At 66.2% G+C, this 18,407-nt stretch carries 17 protein-coding genes; 6 read left to right on the top strand and 11 right to left on the bottom strand.

The window, feature by feature from the left end; all coding sequences use genetic code 11:
• Nucleotides 1–15 precede the first annotated feature (15 nt).
• Nucleotides 16–855: an EamA family transporter gene (locus ACZY0X_RS14030; RefSeq protein ID WP_463771588.1), complete on the top strand. Its 840-nt coding sequence runs from the start codon at nucleotides 16–18 to the stop codon at nucleotides 853–855.
• A 111-nt stretch (nucleotides 856–966) separates the two neighbouring features.
• Here the strand turns inward: ACZY0X_RS14030 and ACZY0X_RS14025 are convergent, their stop codons facing one another.
• The 4 genes from ACZY0X_RS14025 to ACZY0X_RS14010 all read right to left on the bottom strand — a co-directional run bounded on the left by ACZY0X_RS14025 (nucleotide 967) and on the right by ACZY0X_RS14010 (nucleotide 5,193).
• Entirely contained in the window at nucleotides 967–1,827 is an 861-nt protein-coding gene (locus ACZY0X_RS14025) for an ABC transporter permease (protein WP_463771221.1), read from the bottom strand.
• On the bottom strand, nucleotides 1,824–2,699 hold the full coding sequence (locus tag ACZY0X_RS14020; RefSeq protein WP_463771220.1) for an ABC transporter permease: 876 nt from the start codon (nucleotides 2,697–2,699) through the stop codon (nucleotides 1,824–1,826). Before ACZY0X_RS14020 ends, ACZY0X_RS14025 begins: the two co-directional genes overlap by 4 nt.
• A gap of 4 nt (nucleotides 2,700–2,703) precedes the next feature.
• A complete protein-coding gene (locus ACZY0X_RS14015; protein WP_463771218.1) occupies nucleotides 2,704–3,861 on the bottom strand; it encodes a polyamine ABC transporter substrate-binding protein in 1,158 nt (385 codons plus the stop codon).
• Between the two features lie 123 nt (nucleotides 3,862–3,984).
• Entirely contained in the window at nucleotides 3,985–5,193 is a 1,209-nt protein-coding gene (locus ACZY0X_RS14010) for an ABC transporter ATP-binding protein (protein WP_463771216.1), read from the bottom strand.
• Between the two features lie 243 nt (nucleotides 5,194–5,436).
• Here ACZY0X_RS14010 and ACZY0X_RS14005 point away from each other — a divergent pair, with 243 nt between their 5' ends.
• The 3 genes from ACZY0X_RS14005 to ACZY0X_RS13995 are packed head-to-tail and all read left to right on the top strand — an operon-like array spanning nucleotide 5,437 to nucleotide 7,874.
• Nucleotides 5,437–6,861, top strand: a complete 1,425-nt coding sequence (locus ACZY0X_RS14005; RefSeq protein WP_463771215.1) for a purine-cytosine permease family protein — start codon at nucleotides 5,437–5,439, stop codon at nucleotides 6,859–6,861.
• A gap of 38 nt (nucleotides 6,862–6,899) precedes the next feature.
• Nucleotides 6,900–7,379, top strand: coding sequence for a TspO/MBR family protein (locus ACZY0X_RS14000; RefSeq protein ID WP_463771213.1), 480 nt, complete (start codon nucleotides 6,900–6,902; stop codon nucleotides 7,377–7,379).
• A gap of 9 nt (nucleotides 7,380–7,388) precedes the next feature.
• A complete protein-coding gene (locus tag ACZY0X_RS13995) occupies nucleotides 7,389–7,874 on the top strand; it encodes a phosphate-starvation-inducible PsiE family protein (protein ID WP_463771212.1) in 486 nt (161 codons plus the stop codon).
• 9 nt (nucleotides 7,875–7,883) lie between these two features.
• Here ACZY0X_RS13995 and ACZY0X_RS13990 read toward each other — a convergent pair whose 3' ends face one another.
• A complete protein-coding gene (locus ACZY0X_RS13990; RefSeq protein ID WP_463771210.1) occupies nucleotides 7,884–8,864 on the bottom strand; it encodes a hypothetical protein in 981 nt (326 codons plus the stop codon).
• A gap of 70 nt (nucleotides 8,865–8,934) precedes the next feature.
• Between ACZY0X_RS13990 and ACZY0X_RS13985 the strand changes: the two genes are divergently transcribed.
• Entirely contained in the window at nucleotides 8,935–9,543 is a 609-nt protein-coding gene (locus ACZY0X_RS13985) for a TetR/AcrR family transcriptional regulator (protein WP_463771209.1), read from the top strand.
• 5 nt (nucleotides 9,544–9,548) lie between these two features.
• On the opposite strand, the gene ACZY0X_RS13980 is transcribed toward ACZY0X_RS13985, so the two are convergent.
• Nucleotides 9,549–10,715 carry an epoxide hydrolase family protein gene (locus ACZY0X_RS13980; RefSeq protein ID WP_463771207.1) on the bottom strand — a complete coding sequence of 389 codons (1,167 nt, stop codon included), beginning with the start codon at nucleotides 10,713–10,715 and terminating at the stop codon, nucleotides 9,549–9,551.
• The gene (locus ACZY0X_RS13975; RefSeq protein ID WP_463771587.1) at nucleotides 10,699–12,201 is read right to left on the bottom strand and encodes an adenylate/guanylate cyclase domain-containing protein; all 1,503 of its coding nucleotides are present in this window, start codon (nucleotides 12,199–12,201) and stop codon (nucleotides 10,699–10,701) included. The genes ACZY0X_RS13980 and ACZY0X_RS13975 overlap by 17 nt, the downstream gene beginning before the upstream one ends.
• A 233-nt stretch (nucleotides 12,202–12,434) precedes the next feature.
• On the opposite strand from ACZY0X_RS13975, the gene ACZY0X_RS13970 reads away from it, so the two are divergent.
• Nucleotides 12,435–13,646, top strand: a complete 1,212-nt coding sequence (locus ACZY0X_RS13970; protein WP_463771206.1) for an acyl-CoA dehydrogenase family protein — start codon at nucleotides 12,435–12,437, stop codon at nucleotides 13,644–13,646.
• Between the two features lie 7 nt (nucleotides 13,647–13,653).
• Here the strand turns inward: ACZY0X_RS13970 and dacB are convergent, their stop codons facing one another.
• The 4 genes from dacB to ACZY0X_RS13950 form a co-directional block, all read right to left on the bottom strand.
• Nucleotides 13,654–15,021, bottom strand: a complete 1,368-nt coding sequence (gene dacB / locus ACZY0X_RS13965; RefSeq protein ID WP_463771205.1) for a D-alanyl-D-alanine carboxypeptidase/D-alanyl-D-alanine endopeptidase — start codon at nucleotides 15,019–15,021, stop codon at nucleotides 13,654–13,656.
• A gap of 70 nt (nucleotides 15,022–15,091) precedes the next feature.
• The gene (locus ACZY0X_RS13960; protein WP_463771203.1) at nucleotides 15,092–16,552 is read right to left on the bottom strand and encodes an MFS transporter; all 1,461 of its coding nucleotides are present in this window, start codon (nucleotides 16,550–16,552) and stop codon (nucleotides 15,092–15,094) included.
• Nucleotides 16,549–17,670, bottom strand: a complete 1,122-nt coding sequence (locus tag ACZY0X_RS13955) for an ABC transporter permease (RefSeq protein WP_463771202.1) — start codon at nucleotides 17,668–17,670, stop codon at nucleotides 16,549–16,551. Before ACZY0X_RS13955 ends, ACZY0X_RS13960 begins: the two co-directional genes overlap by 4 nt.
• Nucleotides 17,671–17,738: 68 nt before the next feature.
• Nucleotides 17,739–18,347 carry a sigma-70 family RNA polymerase sigma factor gene (locus ACZY0X_RS13950; protein WP_463771201.1) on the bottom strand — a complete coding sequence of 203 codons (609 nt, stop codon included), beginning with the start codon at nucleotides 18,345–18,347 and terminating at the stop codon, nucleotides 17,739–17,741.
• Between the last annotated feature and the right edge of the window lie 60 nt (nucleotides 18,348–18,407).

Here is an 18,407-nt window from a genome sequence, read left to right as displayed (position 1 = left end):
CGCACCGGTGCGCTCATGGCGACGGCATCGATGCTGTGCGTCCAGGTCGGGCTCGCGCTGTCCATCGGCCTCATCGAGTACATCGGGGTCGAGGGCGCGGCATGGCTGCGCCTGCTCTGGGCGGGCATCATCCTGCTCGTCATAGTCCGTCCGCGGCCGTCGAAGTTCACCAGGTCGACATTCCTGATGTGTGTTGTGCTCGGCGTCGTCACAGCGGGGGTCACACTGCTCTTCATGGCGGCCGTCGATCGCATCCCGCTGGGGACGGCGAGCGCGCTGGAGTTCCTCGGACCGCTGAGCGTCGCGGTACTGCTCGGCAAGGGCAGGTACCGATTCGTCTGGCCGGGGATCGCCGCGATCGGCGTGGTCCTGCTGACCGAGCCGTGGCACGGCAGCATCGACCTGGTTGGGGTGGCGTACGCGCTTGGTGCGGGTGTGTGTTGGGCCTGCTACATCCTGCTGACCCAGCGCGTTGGTGACGGTGTCGACGGCGCCAATGGTCTCGCGGTGTCGATGGGCACGGCGGCGCTGTTCTCCAGCATCCTCGTCGGGCCGTCGGTGTTCTCCCGGATGACTCCGGAGATTCTGCTCATCGGAATCGGTATCGCGCTGCTACTTCCCGTCATCCCGTTCACCCTTGAGCTGATGGCGCTGCGGCGACTGACGACGGCGGCATTCGGCACCCTGATGAGCGTCGAACCCGCGTTCGCCATGCTGGTCGGCCTCATGGTCCTGCACCAGGTGCCCGGCCCAGGGGGTGTGGCCGGCATCTGTCTGGTCGTCGCAGCGGGTATCGGCGCCGCGCGTGCCGGTGGCCGAAGCGCCCCGCCCGTGCCCGCCGAGGTCGGTAGCTGACGGTCGACTCGCGCGGCCGCGGCCTCTCACCCATCCGTCGAGACTGCGGTGAGATCGCCGAAATGACGGTTTGGGCGATCTCCCAGCAGTCTCGGCGGCGGGCGGTAGCGCTTAGACGACGATTCGCTTGCGGCGGTACAGCGTTCCGATGGCCAACAGGATCAGGCTGATCACCAGGATGGCCGTGGCCAGCACATTGATCTGCGGTGGCACGGCGGCCTTCACAGCGGCGTTGACGTAGAGCGGGTACGTCACCGATGAGCCGCTGACGAAGTAGGTGACGATGAAGTCATCGAGTGACAACGCGAACGAGAGCATCCCCGCCGCAACGATTCCCGGGATGATCAACGGCAGGGTAACCCTGAAGAAGGTGCGGGTGGGGCCTGCGCCGAGATCCATCGACGCATCCTCGAGCGTCCAGTCGAACCCACGAACCCTGGCGCGCACCGTCATCGCGATGAAGCTGATCTGGAACGCGATGTGGGCCAACACGATCGTGGTGTAGCCGGCCGCCACATTGAGATCAAGGAACAGTGTCAGCAGCGACGCGCCGAGCACAACCTCGGGAGCGGTGAGCGGCAGGATCAGGAAGGTGTCGATCGCCCGGTCTCCGGTGAACCGTTGCCGCACCAGGGCTATCGCGACGAGTGTGCCGAGCACCAACGCGACCACCGTCGAGACGGCTGCGACGTTCAGGCTCAGCTTCAACGCCTCGGTCAGTGCCGGGTACTTGAACGGGTCGGCCCAGTTGTCCAGCGTGAAGCCCTGCCAGGTGTAGTTGAACTTGCCCGCCGGCTTGTTGAACGAGAACAGGATGATGACGAAGATCGGCAGGAACAGGTACAGCAGCACCAGACCCGCGACCACGCGCAGCAGGTTGTCACCGAGGTTGAGCCGCTGAGTCAGCGCCCGCTTCGGCTTGACGTCGGCAATGTTCTTGTTGGCTTCGGCGATGCGATCCTGAATCGTCATACCAGGTCCTCGGTTCCGAGCGCCTTGGTGTAGAGCAGCACGCCCACCAGGATCAGCGCCATCAGCAGGAAGCTCAGCGCGGCGGCCGCTGGATAGTCCTTGACCACCAGGAACTGTTTCTGCACGACGTTGCCGATCATGGTCGTTTGCGTACTGCCCAGATAGTCGGCGTTGATGAAGTCACCCACCGCGGGGATGAAGACCAGCATGCTGCCCGCCAGCACACCCGGCACCGACAGCGGCAGGATCACCTTGCCGAAGCTGCGTGGGGCCGACGAGTACAGGTCGCGGGAGGCCTCAAGGAGTCGCGGGTCGATCTTCTCCAGGCTGACGTACAGCGGCAGGATCATGAAGATGATCCAGTTGTAGATGAGACCGCCGATCACGGCCCATCCGGTGGACAGCAGACGTCCCTCCTCGGGGAGCAGGCCGACGGTGCCGAGCGCCTGCACCACCCATCCCTCGTCGGCCAGGATCGTCTTCCAGGCGATGGTGCGGATCAGGAACGTGACGAAGAACGGCAGAATCACCAGCCCAAGAATCAGGTTCTTGTACCGGCCCGCCTTGAAGGCGATCACATACGCCAGCGGGTAGGCCAGCAGCAGACACACCACCGTCGCGACGGCGGCATACGTGAACGACCGGATGATCTGGTCCTCGTACTGAGCGAATGCGTGGGCGTAGTTGCCGAAGTTCCAGTCGAACGTCAGTGTCGGCAGGTATACCGACCCACCGGAGGATGACAGCGACGTTCGGCCCAGCGTGACCAGCGGGACCACGAAGAAGACGCCGAGGTACACCAGGGCGGGAAAGATCATCAGGTAGGGAGCGATCTTGCTCCGTTGCCTGCCGCTGCTCGCGACTCCTGCCATCGCGTCAGCCGCCGGTGACTGCTGCGTACAGGGTGTTGAACTCCTGAGTCTGCTCGTCGGTCAGCGCGGCCCACGACTTGAGGTTGGCCTGCACCTCCGGCGACGGGTTGATCAGCGGATTCGCGGCGGACGCGGCGTCGACCTTGGCCAGTTCCTCGGTGATGTCGGTCAGCACCGGGACGAACTGGGTGAATGCAACCAGCTTCGCGTAGTTGGGCCGGTCGTAGACGTAGTTGATCCAGGCCTCAGCGGCCTTCTGGTTCTGCGTGGTGTACGGGATCACCATCGTGTCGATGAACCAGTCGCCGCCTGCCTCGGGGACGATGAACTGCAGGTCGGGATTGTCGGCCTGCAACTGCACGACGTCGCCCGAATATGCCTGGGCGACAGCGATATTGCCGGATGCCAGATCATCGGCGTAGTCGTTGCCGGTGAACCGCCGGATCTGCCCCTTGTCCTTCTGCTCCCGGACCAGATCCACGGCCTTCGTCACGGCTTCAGTGGTGGGGTTCTCCGGTGAATTCCCCTGCGACTGCATGATCATGCCGAGCCCGTCCTGCACATCGGAGAACAGGCTGACCTTGCCCTTGAATGCGGGATCCCACAGGTCTTCGATCTTGGTGATATCGCGGCCCGTTGCCGCCTTGTTGTAGGCCAGGCCGACCATGCCAGTCATGTACGGTGCGGTGAACTTGCGCCCCGGGTCGACCTTGGAATCCAGCAGATCCTTGCGCAGGTTCTTGCGATTGGGCACGCCAGCGTCGCTGATCTCGTTGAGCCATCCCAGGCCCTGGACACGCGCTGCCATGAACTCGGTGGGTACCACCAGGTCGGCGCCGATGTCCTGCTTACGTGACAGCGGTTCCTTCACCTTCGCGAACCACTGCTCGTTGTCGTTGAAGTCTTCCTTGTAATCCACCGTGATACCCGAGGCGGTCTGGAAGGCGGCAACGAACCCGTCGGCCATGTACAGCGGCCAGTTGGAGACGCGCAGGGTTCCACTGGCCGGGCCACTGTCCTGTGTTGTCGAGGAACTGGACGTCGAACTGTCCGAACCGCAGGCGGCGAGGAATGACGGGCCCAGGATGGCGGCGGCCGCTGCCGCGGCGCCGCCCCCGATGAAACGTCTGCGGCTGCTGCGGTTCGCCGTGAGCCGAGACATGAGACGGGGGTCGATTGCTCCGTTGTTTTCGGGGGCCATGGCTGCGGTGCCTTTCGGTTTGCGGAAGGGGTCGGGGTTTCGGAAAAGGTAACGAGGACAGGCTGTATCGGGAAGGCACGCCGATCAGGAGTCGTCGAGCATCTCCTCGAGGTCCTCGGTCGTGGGTATGTCGGCCGCGGGAAGCACCAGAGAGGCCTCCGGTTCCCAACCGACGTAGACCTGATCACCCGGACGCAGCATGGGCAGTTTCTGCTCGGGTCCGACGTGCGCGAGCACCGTTGAGTCATCCGGTGCGGCCAGCGAGAGCCGGATCACCGGTCCCTGGAAGACCACGTCCCGCACGGTGGCCGGCACGCTGGCGAGGTTGCCAGCCGGCGGCTCGACCGAGACCAGCACCCGCTCCGGGCGCACCATGAGGGTGGCCTGACCGCCGGCCTCGATCGTGGTGTCTCCAGGACGTGCCAGCAGCGTGGTGCCGAGTACCGAGAGTTCGGCCAGTTGACCATCCATCCGGTTCTGCCGCCCGGGCCACAGGTTGGCCTGTCCGATGAAACTCGCGACGAAAACCGTCGAGGGGCTGTCATAGATATCGGTGGGGGAGCCGATCTGCTCGACGTTGCCTGCGTTCATTACCGCGATGCGGTCACTCATGGTCAGCGCTTCCTCCTGGTCATGCGTCACGTAGATGAACGTGATGCCGACCTCGCGCTGGATGCGCTTGAGCTCGAACTGCATGACCTGGCGCAGTTTGAGGTCCAGGGCGCCGAGCGGCTCGTCCAGGAGGAGTGCACTGGGGTAGTTGACCAGTGCGCGGGCCAGCGCGACCCGCTGCTGTTGACCGCCGGACAACTGACCAGGCTTGCGCTTGGCGAAGTCGGTGAGGCGGACGATCTCCAGGATCTCGTCGACCCGGCGTTTGACCTCTGACTTGTCCTTTTTCATGCTCCGCGGGCCGTACGCCACGTTGTCCCACACAGACATGTGCGGGAACAGGGCGTAGTGCTGGAAAACCGTGTTGACGTTGCGCTTGTGCGGAGGGACGCGCGAGACGTCAACGCCCTCAAGGCGGATCGCACCGCTGGTCGGGGTCTCGAACCCGGCGATCATCCTCAGTGTCGTGGTCTTGCCGCAGCCAGACGGACCCAACATCGAGAAGAACTCACCCGATGCGATGGAGAAGTCAGCATCGGCCACGGCGACGTAGTCGTCGAAGCGTTTGGTGACATGGTCGATCTCTATGACGGGGCGACCCGAGCCGAGGGTGTCCCCGTGCTCTCCGGTCGTGCTGTCAACGGCCGTGCTGTGTGTCTCGCTCAGGGCAACCTCCCTCATGCGGCGCACGAAGCCTGTGGTTCTGGGTGATGGATGCTCGCCCGGCAACGTGCGCTGTTGGGTAAACAATCGCCGATGAGGCGGACCTTCGCAACCGTTTCCGCAACGAATTTACATTTGAGCAATGGATTTCCTCAGCCTGAAGGTTGCCGAGGCACAGATTCCGCGCCGGCCCCCCGGTGGGGTGCCTGTAAAGGGCACCGTGGGGGCGGTTAGGCGGCCCTCGCGTGGTCGAATGAGCGCATGAGGCAAGGGGCCGGCGGGGCATCCGAGACATCCAAGCGGCCGAGCGCGCTGGTCGCGGCGCCGTTCAGCGGGCGCAGCCCCACAGGCGTGGGCGACTTCGCCGTCGAGACGCACGGAATCGCACCGGTCGCTCGCGACCGCCGATACGGAACACCGGGACGCTTGTTCACGGTGTGGTTCGCCCCGCAGGTCAACATGACCGGCGTCTTCACAGGTGCACTGGCCATCGCCCTCGGCCTGGGCTTCTGGTTGGGTCTGCTCGCGATGCTCATCGGCACCGTGCTGGGTTCATTGATCGTCGGATACCTCTCCACCTGGGGACCGCGAACCGGAACCGGCCAGTTGCCGATGGCGCGGATGGCGTTCGGTGGCACCGTCGCGGTACCCGCGGCACTGCAGTGGATCTCGTCGATCGCATGGGACGCACTGGTCGGTCTGTTCGGTGGCCAGGCGTTGTCGGCGCTGCTCGGCATCCCGTTCTGGGTTGCCGTCCTCATCGTCTTGGGCGTGCAGGGCTTCGTCGGGTTCTTCGGTTACGAACTCATCCACCGGTTGCAGGCCGTGCTGACCGTCGTGCTGTTCGTGACGTTCGTGGTGTTCGCCATCAAGCTCGTCGGCGGGCATGACGTGATCACCCCCGCCACGGTTACCGGCCCGGATCTGGTCGGGGCGTTCGTCCTGGAGGTGACGATCGCGTTCAGCCTGGCGGTGTCCTGGGCCAGTTACGCCGCGGACTTCAGCCGGTATCTACCCGCCGAGTCATCGCGACTGCGGGTGTTCGGCTTCACCTTCCTGGGGATGTTCACGGCCTACGCCTTCGTGCAGGGTATCGGGATCGCCGCAGGTGAACTCGTCTCCGAACACTCGGTGGAGGGCGTGCAGAGTGTGATGGGCGGCGGCGTCGTCGGTGCGCTCGTCCTGGCGGTCATCGCCTTGGCCGCCGTCGGATCAGGGGTGATGAATGACTACAGCGGCTCGCTCGCCCTGCAGACGATCGGGGTTCGGGTCCGTCGACCGCTGTCTGCCGTGATCGTCACGGTGCTGGCGTTCGCACTCATCCTCTGGTTGCACGGCGGCGACACGGCGCTGCGGTTCCAGAACGTGTTGTTGCTCATTGGTTACTGGATTCCGGCGTTCGTCGCGGTGATAGTCGTGGACTGGCGGATCCGCAGCCGCGGGCGGAACACGGTCGATCCCGCCGATGAGGCCACCGATCGCACTGACGCCGTGGCCGCACTGGTGGCGTTCGTGGTGGCCTATGCCGCGGCGGTGCCGTTCATGAACACCTCGCTGTTCCAGGGACCGGTCTCGGTCGCCTGGCACGGCGCGGACATCGCCTACTTCGTCAACTTCCTTGTCGCACTGCTTATCTACGGCGGCTATCGGTGGTCCCGTCAGCGCTCCCGCGGTTTGGGCCACTGACCTGCGGGGTACTAGCAACGCGACGAAGGGAATTGATGATGAGACCCATGACTCTCGCCAAGACGGGCGCGGCGGTCCTCGCGACCGCAGTGGTCGGTGGCCTGGCGAGCCGTCCCGCGCAGTCCGCCTGGTATGCCAAGCTGCGCAAGCCCAGCTTCCAGCCGCCGCGCCAAGCCTTCCCGATCGTCTGGCCGCTGCTGTACGCCGACATCGCGGTGGTGTCGGCTGGAGCGGTGGACGAGCTGACCGAGCAGGGCCGTCGCGAGGAGGCCCGGACCTACTCTGCGCTGCTGGCACTCAACCTGATTCTCAACGCCAGCTGGTCGTGGCTGTTCTTCGACCGCCGCAAGCTCGGTGCGTCTGCGGTCGCCGCGGCGGCACTGACTGCCAGCAGTGCCGATCTCACCCGTCGCGCGGTGAGCGTCAGCGGTGTGCCCGCGGGTGCACTTGGTCTGTATCCGCTGTGGTGCGCCTTCGCGACGCTGCTGTCCACGCGGATCTGGCAGCTGAACCGCTGAGGCACGGTGATGGCGAAGTCGACTGACGACGGCGAGGAGGCACGCCAACGCCTCGCCGATCGCGTGCTCGGCTGGGCCGAGGACGCCATCTACTGGGCTATCGCCGTCGTCCTGGTGTTGGGCTCGGGGGCGCTCCTCGTCGCGCAGTTCAACACGCTTCTGCACGTGCGGGACACGCCCACGTCCGCGCTGATGCTCGAGTTGCTCGACGGACTGCTGTTGCTCTTCATCTTCGTCGAGCTGCTGTACGCCGTGCGGGTCAGCCTGCGGTCGCACGAGATCGTCGTCGAGCCGTTCCTGATCGTGGGAATCCTGGCCGCCATCAAGGAGATTGTGGTGCTGTCGGTGGAGGCGGCCTCGCTGTTGGCGAAGGGCCCGGAGTTCTCGCGTGCGGCAGTGGAGATCGGTGTGCTCGGCGGTGTCGTGCTCGTACTGTCGCTGTCCGCGTTCGTGCTGCGGGTGCGCAAGAACGACACCCACCGATCGGAGGAGTGAGGGGTGTCGTCACGCGGATGGTGACCTCAGCCGCCGATCCAGCCAGATGTAGGCGGCACTGAGCGCGACGATGAGGCCACACTGGAATGCGGTGTTCGCGCGGTGTCCGTCAAGCGCGACCAGGAGCAGCCCGAATAGGGCCGCTGCCATGCTGGCACCGAAACACAGGGCGAGTTCATGTCGCGGTGTCCACGTTCGCCGCGTCCAGTACCGCAGTACTAGGGCTACACCGGCGGCCAAGGACAAACCCCCGGCGGTCCACCACACGAACGAGACTGGCCCACCGATGAATACGGCTAGAAACAACACGAACCAGCACGCGCCGGCGACCAACCCGAACAGCCCTACGAGCATGCGGCCCGGCGAAGGCCCTGCCCGCTCGATCTCTCCGTGATCCCTGCACTTCGTGCTCGCCCAGACCAACCCCGCCGCCACGATGATGGTGGTGGCGGCTTGCGCCCAGGAAAGCCTGAAGTCGGAGCGTATATACGAGATCGCCAGGAACGTGGCGGTGCCGACGGCGAAGAGAGCGGCGAGCGCACCGGCAGCGCGCCGATATAGCCACGGCGAGGGGCGGCTGCGCGGAAAGACGATATGTATCAACGCGATGGGAATCACCACGCTCCACACGACGTGGTACCCGGAAACGACGACCGCCCAGAACCAGTTGACGCCCAAGGCGTTTCCGTGCACCGGCTGGCCGTCCATGCCGATGGGGTTGAAGATGGTCTGCAGGGCCAGACCCTCCTCGATGACAGCGAATGCGCAGCCGAGCAATACAAGTCCCCAGCCGGTCAGGTTAAGCCGTTGCGCGATCTCGCGGATCAGAACCACGCCGGCACCGTAGAAGCACACGATGCCCACGAAGCGAAGCGGCTCAACAAAGTAGCTCAACCGCAATGACGCGCCGACGACCTCGCCCATCACGGGTGCCAGGACGAAGAGTGCGACCGCAGCTTGCCAATTCTGCGGTACACGACCCGTGGTCACGCTCGGTCGCGACGACGGTTGCATGGCGCGACATTATCAGAGTGGCTACTCCATTAACTACGATGAAGCGGTGCCCCGCCCAATCGACCCTCAGCGACACCGTGCCCGACGACTCGAGATCGTCGATGCCGCCCTTACCGCCTTCGCCGAGCACGGCTACGCCGGGGCGACCACCGCGGTCATCTGTCGTGCCGCCGGTATTGGATCGGGCACGTTCTTCCACTACTTCCCGACGAAGGACGCGCTGCTGGTGGCGATCCTCGAACATGGTGCCGCCGAGACCCGCGAGTTCTTCGAGCGGCGGGTCGATGCGGTCGATCCCCGCCGCGTGGTGCGGGACTATGTCGAGCACGCGGTGTCCGACCTGCGCGATCCCCGGGCCGCTGGTTTCATCTCCGTCGTCGGTGGGCTCACTCACCGCCCGGAGATCGCCCGCGCACTACGCGATGATGACGAAGCTGCCCGTGCTGCACTGCAATCCGCGTTGCGGGCCGCCCAGCGGGATCAGAGCATCCGTGTCGACGTGGACGCCGAACGACTCGCCGAGTGGATCCTGCTTTTGATTGACGGTTTCGCCGGGAGAGTGGCGGCCAGCGACGAGTTCGTCGCCGAACGGGAAGCGGACATGCTGATCGAACAGGTCGCACACCTGCTCGACGGTCGGTCGACGTACGAGTGACGGTGTCAGCGCACCGTCGCGAAGAACCGGCGCACGTCCTCGACGAACAGCTCGGGCTGTTCGAACGCCGCGAAGTGTCCGCCCCGCGGCATCGTGGTCCAGTGCGTGATGTTGTAGTTCGCCTCGCACCATGACCGTGGTGGACGGCTGAGTTCCCTGGGGAATGACGCGATACCGGTCGGCAGTTCGACCCTGTCACCAGACCCGAAGGCGCCCATGCTCTCCCAGTACAGCCGGGCAGATGACGCGCCGGTGCCCGTGACCCAGTAGAGCATCACGTTGTCGAGCATCTCGTCGCGGCTCAGCGCGTTCTCCGGATGACCGTCGCAGTCGGTCCAGGACCAGAACTTCTCGACGATCCAAGCCAGTTGTGCCGCAGGTGAATCGACCAGACCGTAGCCCAGTGTCTGTGGGCGGGTGGACTGTTGTTTGAAGTAGCCCGAGTCCCACCGTCGGTAGTGCCGCATCGCGGCCAGGGCCGCCTTCTCCTCGTCGGTCGGATGTTCGAGGTCGGCTGGTGGCCTGCCCATGGGCATGTTGGTGTGGATGCCGACGCAGTGCCCGACGTTGCGGCCGATCTCGGTGGTCACCGCGGCACCCCAGTCGCCACCCTGTGCGCCGTAGCGCTGGTAGCCGAGACGAGTCATCAACGTCTCCCACGCCGCGGCGATCCGGCCGGTGTTCCAGCCCGTCGCCGTCGGCCTGCCGGAGAAACCGAATCCCGGCAGCGATGGGCACACCACATGGAAGGCGTCCTCGGCGCGTCCGCCGTGTGCGGTGGGGTCGGTCAGCGGTTCGATGACCTTGGCGAACTCCACAACGGAGCCGGGCCAGCCGTGCGTGATGACGATCGGGAGGGCGTCCTCGTGCGGCGAGCGCTGGTGGATGAAGTGCAGCTCGAGACCGTCGATGTCGGTGGTGAACTGGTCGAAGCGGTTCAGGGAGGCCTCGCGCGTCCGCCAGTCGTAGTCGGTGGCCCAGTACTGGGCGAGTTCGCGCGTGTAGGCCAACGGAATGCCCTGGCTCCAGTCCAGATCTTCCTTGCTCCTCGCGTCCGCGGCGACTGGTTCCGCCTCGGGCCACCGGGTGTTGTTCAGCCGGAGCCGAAGGTCGGCAAGCACGTCGTCGGGCACGGAGATGTGGAACGGCGAGACGTCAGCGTTGGAGGCCATGACCGTCATTGTCGTCACGCGGCACCGAGATGAGCGTCGGTTCGGGGCGTCCGCGCAGGAGTATGGGGTCGCGGGATTCCCAGTTGCGACGTTCGGTGTCGTCGGTGCGTTGCATCGCGGCACCGGAGGCGAGTGCCCGTCGCGAGGTGTTCTTGGCGGCATCGGCCAGGCGCGCCGCCTCGTTCACGGGGTCGCCGATGACGGTGTACTCGTAGCGGTTCTCACCACCGATGTTGCCAGCGAACACCGAACCGGCCGACACCCCGATGCCGTAGTCGACGACGGGCAGACGGCGTAGATCGTCGGCCAGGGACCGGGCGGTGCGCAGTGCCGAGGTGGCGGCGTCGGGTGCGGCGGTCGGTGCGCCGAACACGGCGAGCGCGGCGTCGCCCTGGAACTTGTTGATCTGGCCGCCGTGGGCGTCGACCGCCGCGACGACGATCTTGAAGAAGTCGTTGAGGACGTCGGCCACCTCCCGCGGGGTGAGTGTGGTCGCCAACTGTGTGGACCCGGCGAGATCGATGAACAGGATGGCGACGTCGCGGACCTCACCGGACTGGTCCTCGTCGGTCTCGACAGCCCGGCGCGCGACGTCGGGTCCGACATGTCGGCTGAAGAGGTCTTGGAGGCGGTCGCGCTCGAGGAGTCCGGCCACCATGCGATTGAAGCCGTTCTGAAGTTTCCCGATCTCGGATTGCTCGTAGACCGCGACCGTGCGGCCGATCTCGCCGCGTTCGACTTCGGCCATCGCCGCGACAACGTCGTTGAGGGGGTCCGAGATCGAGCGGGACACCAGGATGAGGGACCGCAGCCCCAGTGCCAGAGACACCGTGGACAGCACGACGACGGGGATCACCAGGGAGGCCGAGCGCGGGATGAACCAGCCGTTGACGTGGAAGACGACCAGCAATGCAATCGCGAGGCTCGGCAGGGCGCCATGCGACACCCACATCAGCACCAGGCGTGCGGTCACCCCCGGAGCTGTCTCCCTGCCGACGAAGTCCTTGGATGCTGCGGACAGGACGGGCCGCACGATGCGCTGGGTGAACAGCACGCTGGAACTGATGCTCGATGTGCCGCCGAACAGCATGGCACCGAGGATCAGGAGCGTGGACCCTATGCCCGGGGCGGGATTGGCGGCGACGACCACGACACTGCTGACGGCCCAGACTCCGAGCAGGATGCCCGACTGCCGTCGAACGAGGTTGATGGCGCTGGCCCGTTGATCGGCGTCGGGTTCGACACCGGCGACGAACCACTTCAGTGACGGTGCAATGCTGCGATAACCACCGTAGGCCGTGGCCAGGAGTCCGAACACAATGAGCGCGACGAGCAGCGAGATACTGGTTGGCGTCGAATAGGCCGTTGCCGCGTCGAATGTCTGGTTGGTCAACGAGATGAGAACCGCGGCTACCTCGACGGAGGTGATGAGTTGGGCCAAGGTCATCGCGAGCGCGTACCGCAGGCCCAGGCGGGTCGCCGACATGGCACGGCGGTCACTCGACTGGTCGGTCGGCACGAGGTAACGCTCCCACACCATCCCGGCTGTGCGCCGCCACGACGCGAGGTGGGTGTTCCGGTTCAGCACGTGACATCAAGCCGGTGGTTGACTGCCCAGCAGCAAAATGTACAGTCGTTCACCGAATGTCGGGATTCGATCGCGACGCTGTGCTCATGTCCAGTCGCGCCGAACCCGGACCTCTGAAAGGACAGGCCCTCATGTCGTTTTCACTCGAACTCCCCGAGGACGTTGTCGAGGTACGCGACTGGGTACACCAGTTCGCCCGCGACGTGGTGCGCCCTGCCGCCGCGGAGTGGGACGAACGCGAGGAGACCCCCTGGCCGATCATTCAGGAGGCTGCCAAGGTCGGCCTCTACTCGATCGACCTCTTCGCAACGCAGACCGCTGAACCGTCCGGACTGGGTATGTTGACGGTGTTCGAGGAGATGTTCTGGGGCGATGCGGGAATCGGGCTGTCCATCCTGGGCACCGGATTGGCGGCGGCGGCGTTAGCGGGGTCGGGCACACCCGAGCAGATGGGGGAATGGCTCCCGCAGATGTTCGGCACGGTCGATGACCCGAAACTCGCATCGTTCTGCTCGTCCGAGCCGGGCGCGGGCTCCGACGTCGCCGCGATCATCACCCGCGCCAAGTACGACGAGGCATCCGACGAGTGGGTGCTCAACGGCACCAAGACCTGGGCCACCAACGGCGGTATCGCGAACGTCCACATCGTCGTCGCGTCGGTCGCACCCGAACTCGGGTCCCGCGGCCAGGCGACGTTCATCATCCCGCCCGGCACCAAGGGTTTCTCGCAGGGACAGAAGTTCAAGAAGCATGGAATCCGCGCGTCGCACACCGCTGAGGTGGTGCTCGACGATGTTCGGTTGCCCGGGAACCTGATCATCGGCGGCAAGGACAAGTTCGACGAGCGCATCGCGCGCTCGCGCGAGGGCAAGGGCTCGGCAGCACAGGCGGCCATGAAGACGTTCGAGAGAACCCGGCCCTCCGTCGGTGCCATGGCCCTCGGTGTCGCTCGGGCCGCCTACGAGTACGCGCTGGAGTACGCGCAGCAGCGGGAGCAGTTCGGCCGCAAGATCGGTGACTTTCAGGCCATCGCGTTCAAGCTCGCCGACATGAAGACGCGGATCGACACGGCTCGGCTCCTGGTCTGGCGGGCCGGCTGGATGGCGCGCAACAACAAGCCCTTCGTCAACGCGGAGGGGTCGATGGCCAAGCTCGCTGCGAGTGAGACCGCGGTCTACGTCACCGACGAGGCCATCCAGATCCTCGGCGGCAACGGTTACACCAGGGACTACCCGGTGGAGCGGATGCACCGCGACGCCAAGATCTTCACGATCTTCGAGGGCACCAGTGAGATTCAGCGGTTGGTGATGGCGCGGGCGATCACGGGTCTTCCGCTGAAGTAGCGGGTGGTCAGCGACAGCCGCACTCGCGCAGCGCCACGGCCACCGCGTCAAGTGCGGGCTTGGCGACCTCTGAGGGTGTGCCGGTCGACATCAGCGTGAAGGTCAGCGCACGGCCGTCGCGGTCGGTGACGATGCCGGCCAGCGCGTTGACGAAGTCCAGCGTGCCGGTCTTCGCGCGGACCCAACCCGAACCGGGCGACGGGCTGACGAACCGATCCCACAGGGTTCCGCTGCCCCCTCCCACAGCGAGATCGTCGAGCATCGGTCGCAGGGCGTGGGCGTGCTCGCCCGATCCGGTCGCCGCGGTGAGCACGTCGTCGATGAGGCCGGCCGGGATTCGGTCGTCGACCGACAGGCCGCTGAGGTCTCTCAGTAGCAGTCCGCTGGTGTCGAAGCCGGCGTCCATGAGCGCCCCGGTGGCGGCGGCGACGGCTCCGTCGAAGGTGGACGGCTGGTGGCGTGCGCGGGCCAACTCGAAGCCGATGGTCTCGGCGGTGACGTCGTCGGACACCACCATCATCTGGTGCAGCCGAAGGCCGAGCGGAGCAGACCACACCGTCGCCACGGTCGTGGCGTCTGGTGGTGCCGATCCGATGGTCACGGTGGCCGGATCGAGGCCGAGGCGTTGGGCCAGGACCCGGCCGGTGTCCAGCGCCGGCGTGGGCGTGCGGGGTGAGTAGGCCAGCAGCGGCTGCCTACGTCCACCGTCGAGCATCACCGACTCGATCGGCGCGATGCTGCCGCCCTCGATGTCGATCGGATTCCAGCCAACCGCCATGGTGGGGCCTGGGAAGAGTGACGTGTCGACGACGACGTCTGCCACCGGGACACCGGATGCGCGAATCTGGTCGACGAGGTCGTCGAGGCGGGGGGCGTCCCGGTAGTAGCCAGGCACGCCCGGGGGTTGCGCCGTGAGTGTCGCGTCGCCGCCACCGACCAGGACCAGCTGCCCTGGGGTGGCGCCCGTGACGACGGTGGTCGCCAGCCGCTGATCGAGCGGGACGCTCAGCCGCACGGCTGCCGCCGTGACGACCTTGGCCACTGAGCCTGGCGTCTGAGGCGTGCCTGCGCCCTGCTCCCAGAGTTCCTCTCCGGTGAGGGCATCGGTGATCTGGCCGGTCAGCAATCCCAGGTCCGGGTTGCCCGCCGCGGGAGCTAGCGCCGCGGCGAGTGCATCCCTGGTGGGCATCGGTGCGTCAGGGGACAGGCCTGCGAAGGGGACGGCAAGCACGCCCGCGGGCCGTGGTGTCGCGGTCGGGCCGGCGGGGGATCGAGCGAAGAGGTTGTCGCGGTTCAGCGCGAGTGCGGTGACAGAACCGGTGAGCACCACGGCGATCGCGGCGGCGATCAGTGCCATGCCGCGCCATGAAGTCACGCCCGATTGTCTGTTACGCATGTGGTCGCGGGCAAACTCGTGCCGTCACGGGCTCCCGGTGTGCTCGGTGTCAGCCCCACTCGTGGTTCATGGCACGGGACTCGATCGTCGCGTCCATCGACGGCGTCGGCCGCGGCCGGGTCCGCGAAAGCGCGATCAGGATCATCGCCAGTGCGGCGGTCACTGCACCCGCGATGAAGATCACGACGAACGCACCCTCGGCGGGTAGTCCGGTGGCGGTCACCGACTGCCCGAGAAGTACGGCGACGACGGCGGCGGCGATCGAACTGCCCACGGTCCGGGCGATCGCGTTGACTCCGGTGGCGACCCCGGTCTCGTTACTGTCGACCTCCGCGACCACCAGGGCGGGAAGTGCGCCGTAACCGAGGCTGATGTAGGCGTTCACCCACACGCCCGCGACGATGACCTGCCACGGCTGCGAGTGCGCGATGGCCAGCCAGAGGAAGCCGACGATGCCCGTGACGGCGCCACACACCAGGACGGGACGCGCGCCGAAGCGGTCGATGAACCTACCGCTGAGTGTCGCGGTGACGAACCCGGTGATGGCACCGGGCAGCAGGAAAACCACGCTGGCTTGCAGGACCGTCGCGCTGAAGCCGTAACCGGCTGCGTCGCGGTCGATCTGGACGAACTGCGTCAGGCCGAGGAACCCGAAGTACAGGCCCGTGCCGACGAACACCGTCGCGAGATTGGTCAACAGGACAGCGCGCCGGGTCAGCATGGTGGTGGACACCAGGGGGTGACGCTGCCGGCGTTCCCACTGCCACCACGCCACCAGCGTCACGACGGCGAGCGCGCCGGTGCCGAGGGTCGCCGGAGACGTCCACCCCCATGAGTTGCCCTGCGTGATGGTCAGCAGACCGGCCGACAGCCCAAGCGCCAGGCCCGCGGCACCCAACCAGTCGATCGTTCCCTCGGCGGTCCTCGGTCGGGACGGGAGCACGACCATCGCCAGAATGATCACGACGACGGTGAAACCGGTTGTCAGCCAGAACACTCGGTGATAGCCGGCGTCGCCGCTCATCAACAACCCGGTCACCACGAGACCGGCGCCGCCGCCGAAGCCCAGGGTGCCCGACAGCACGGCGAGTGCCCGCACCACCGCACCCTCGGGCAGCTCGTCGCGCAGGATGGCCACGCAGATCGGATACAGCGAGAACGAGACCCCCTGCAGAACACGGCCGACGATCAGTAGCGCGAGTGAGGTGTTCGATGCGGCCAGCACCGAGCCGATCAGGACGACGACCAGAACGCCAAGCAGGATGTGCTTCTTGTTGTGCAGGTCGGCGAGGCGCCCGATGAGGGGAGTCGAGGCCGCGGCTGCGAGCAGGTTGGCGGTCACCGCCCAGCTGACGGCGACGGGCGAGGCGTTGAGCTGCTCGGCGATGATGCCGAGGACCGGAACCACGGCTGTCTGAAGTACGGCGACGGTCAACGCCACCATGCCCAGCGCGGCTGTGAGCAGTCGTGGCGGGGGATGGGAGCCGAGCGGAGTCGACGGGTGGGTCATTGGGGCGACGGCCCAGCGACGGTCTTTCGGTAGGCGACCATCTCGCGCGAGAGGAGGCGTCGGATGGCGGGCTCGCGGCTGCACGACACCGCGAAGACCGTGAGCAACACCCAGATGCTCAGCGCACTGGCCAGGATCAACAGGAACGCGGTCCAGTCACCGCCCACCATCTCAGCTGCAGCGACCTGGCGGGCCCACAGTCGCCAGTAGATCATCACGTTGACCGCCAGGCCGACACCATAGGACAGCACGAACGCGAAAAGATACGGCTTCCACGTTCCGTCGTGCAGCCTTGCTGAAACGGGTTCGTGCCGTAGCGGATACACCACCGACAGCACGTTGCCGACTCCGAGCCAGATGAACACCATGGTGAGCAGCTGGTCGATGAGGGCGAACGGGTTGGCGTCGGCCGCCACGGTGAGCGCGGCGACCACGGGCAGGCTGGCGACGGTGATCATCGCCGCCATCGCTAGGTTCTTGGCGATCAGGATGCGCCACACGCGATTTCCGCTCACCAGCGCGCCGCGCACCCGCTCGGCCTCGAAGCACAGCGCGTTGGTGCAGACCACACTGCCCACGACCGCACCGAACAGATACACGGTGAGCTTGCCGAGATCGGAGTACCTCGACCAGCCGCTGAAGTGGTAGAACGCCACCAGCGACAGGCTGATTGCCAGGGTGATGACGATGCGCAGCAGGATCATCCGCGGCTTGTCGGCGATGATGTGCCGGATCTCCGCGCCGACGTCGCGGCCGGCGTGGCGCATCGATCTGACAAGCCGAGCCAGCGGAGCGCGGCGGCTCGCTGGCCTCTGCCGATGATGCGGTTCGACGTGTCGCGCCCGCGCCACCGCCAGCACCGCCTCCGAGATCGCGGCCCGCGCCAACGCGACGGCGACGACGGCGTTGGCGGCCAGCGGCGACGCGCTGGCTACCGCGATGTCCTCACCGATGTTTCGGCCCGCGGCCGCCAGTTCCTGTTGCGCGCGTGCGGCCAGGCGGGCGAGTGCCTCGTCGTCGTCCCACTCCGCGGCGGCGGCTGCCGCATCGACGTCATGCAGTGCTTCGGCGAGGGTGCGCAACTCGGCGATCGCGGTGGCTGCATCGGAGCCTGTCATGGCACAACTGAACCATCACCGCGGCGACAGGGCCCACGGGGGTGAGCGAACGTCGGTGCCCAGTTCCGCTAGCTGGCGGCCTCGACGGCGAAGACGGTTTCGAGAGGGGTCATGTCACCGGTGTGGGCGGCTGTGACGAACGCCGTCAGGAGGCGGCCCGGGTCGCTTCCGCCGCTCGACTTGCGTCGGCCTGCCGTCAGGTGCCTACGTGCACGGCTGACCAATTGGCGGGCATTGACCTCTGAGACCTGAATGGTCGCCCCGATCAGTTCGTAGGGGTAGTCGAACGCCTCTCGCAGGACATAGGCGGCTCGCTCGGTCGGCGAGAGCCTCTCCAGCAGAAGCAATGCGGCGACCTGCAGTGCTTCATCGCGTTCTGCGCCGAGTGCGGGATCGGCACTGGTGTCGACGCGGTCGGGCAACCACGGTCCGACGTAGATTTCGCGACGGGCGCGCGCGGACTGCATGTGGTTGATGCACATCCGCGTGGTCGTCGTGACGAGGTATGCCACGGCGTCGCGCACGATGTCGCGATCACAGGACTGCCACCGCATCCAGACCTCCTGCATGATGTCCTCGGCGTCGGCGACACTGCTCAACATTCGGTAGGCGATGCCGAACAGCCTCGGCTGGACGTTCGCGAAGATCTCAGTGGCATCCCCGAGGTCGGACGGCACGTCACCCCTTCCGTTTGGCGTTCTGGGTTGTCCAGATCAGCCTGTCGGTTGGGTGGGCGT

This window comes from Mycobacterium sp. IDUB_39 (assembly GCF_055419205.1).
This window is presented reverse-complemented; position numbering and strand designations above follow the sequence as displayed.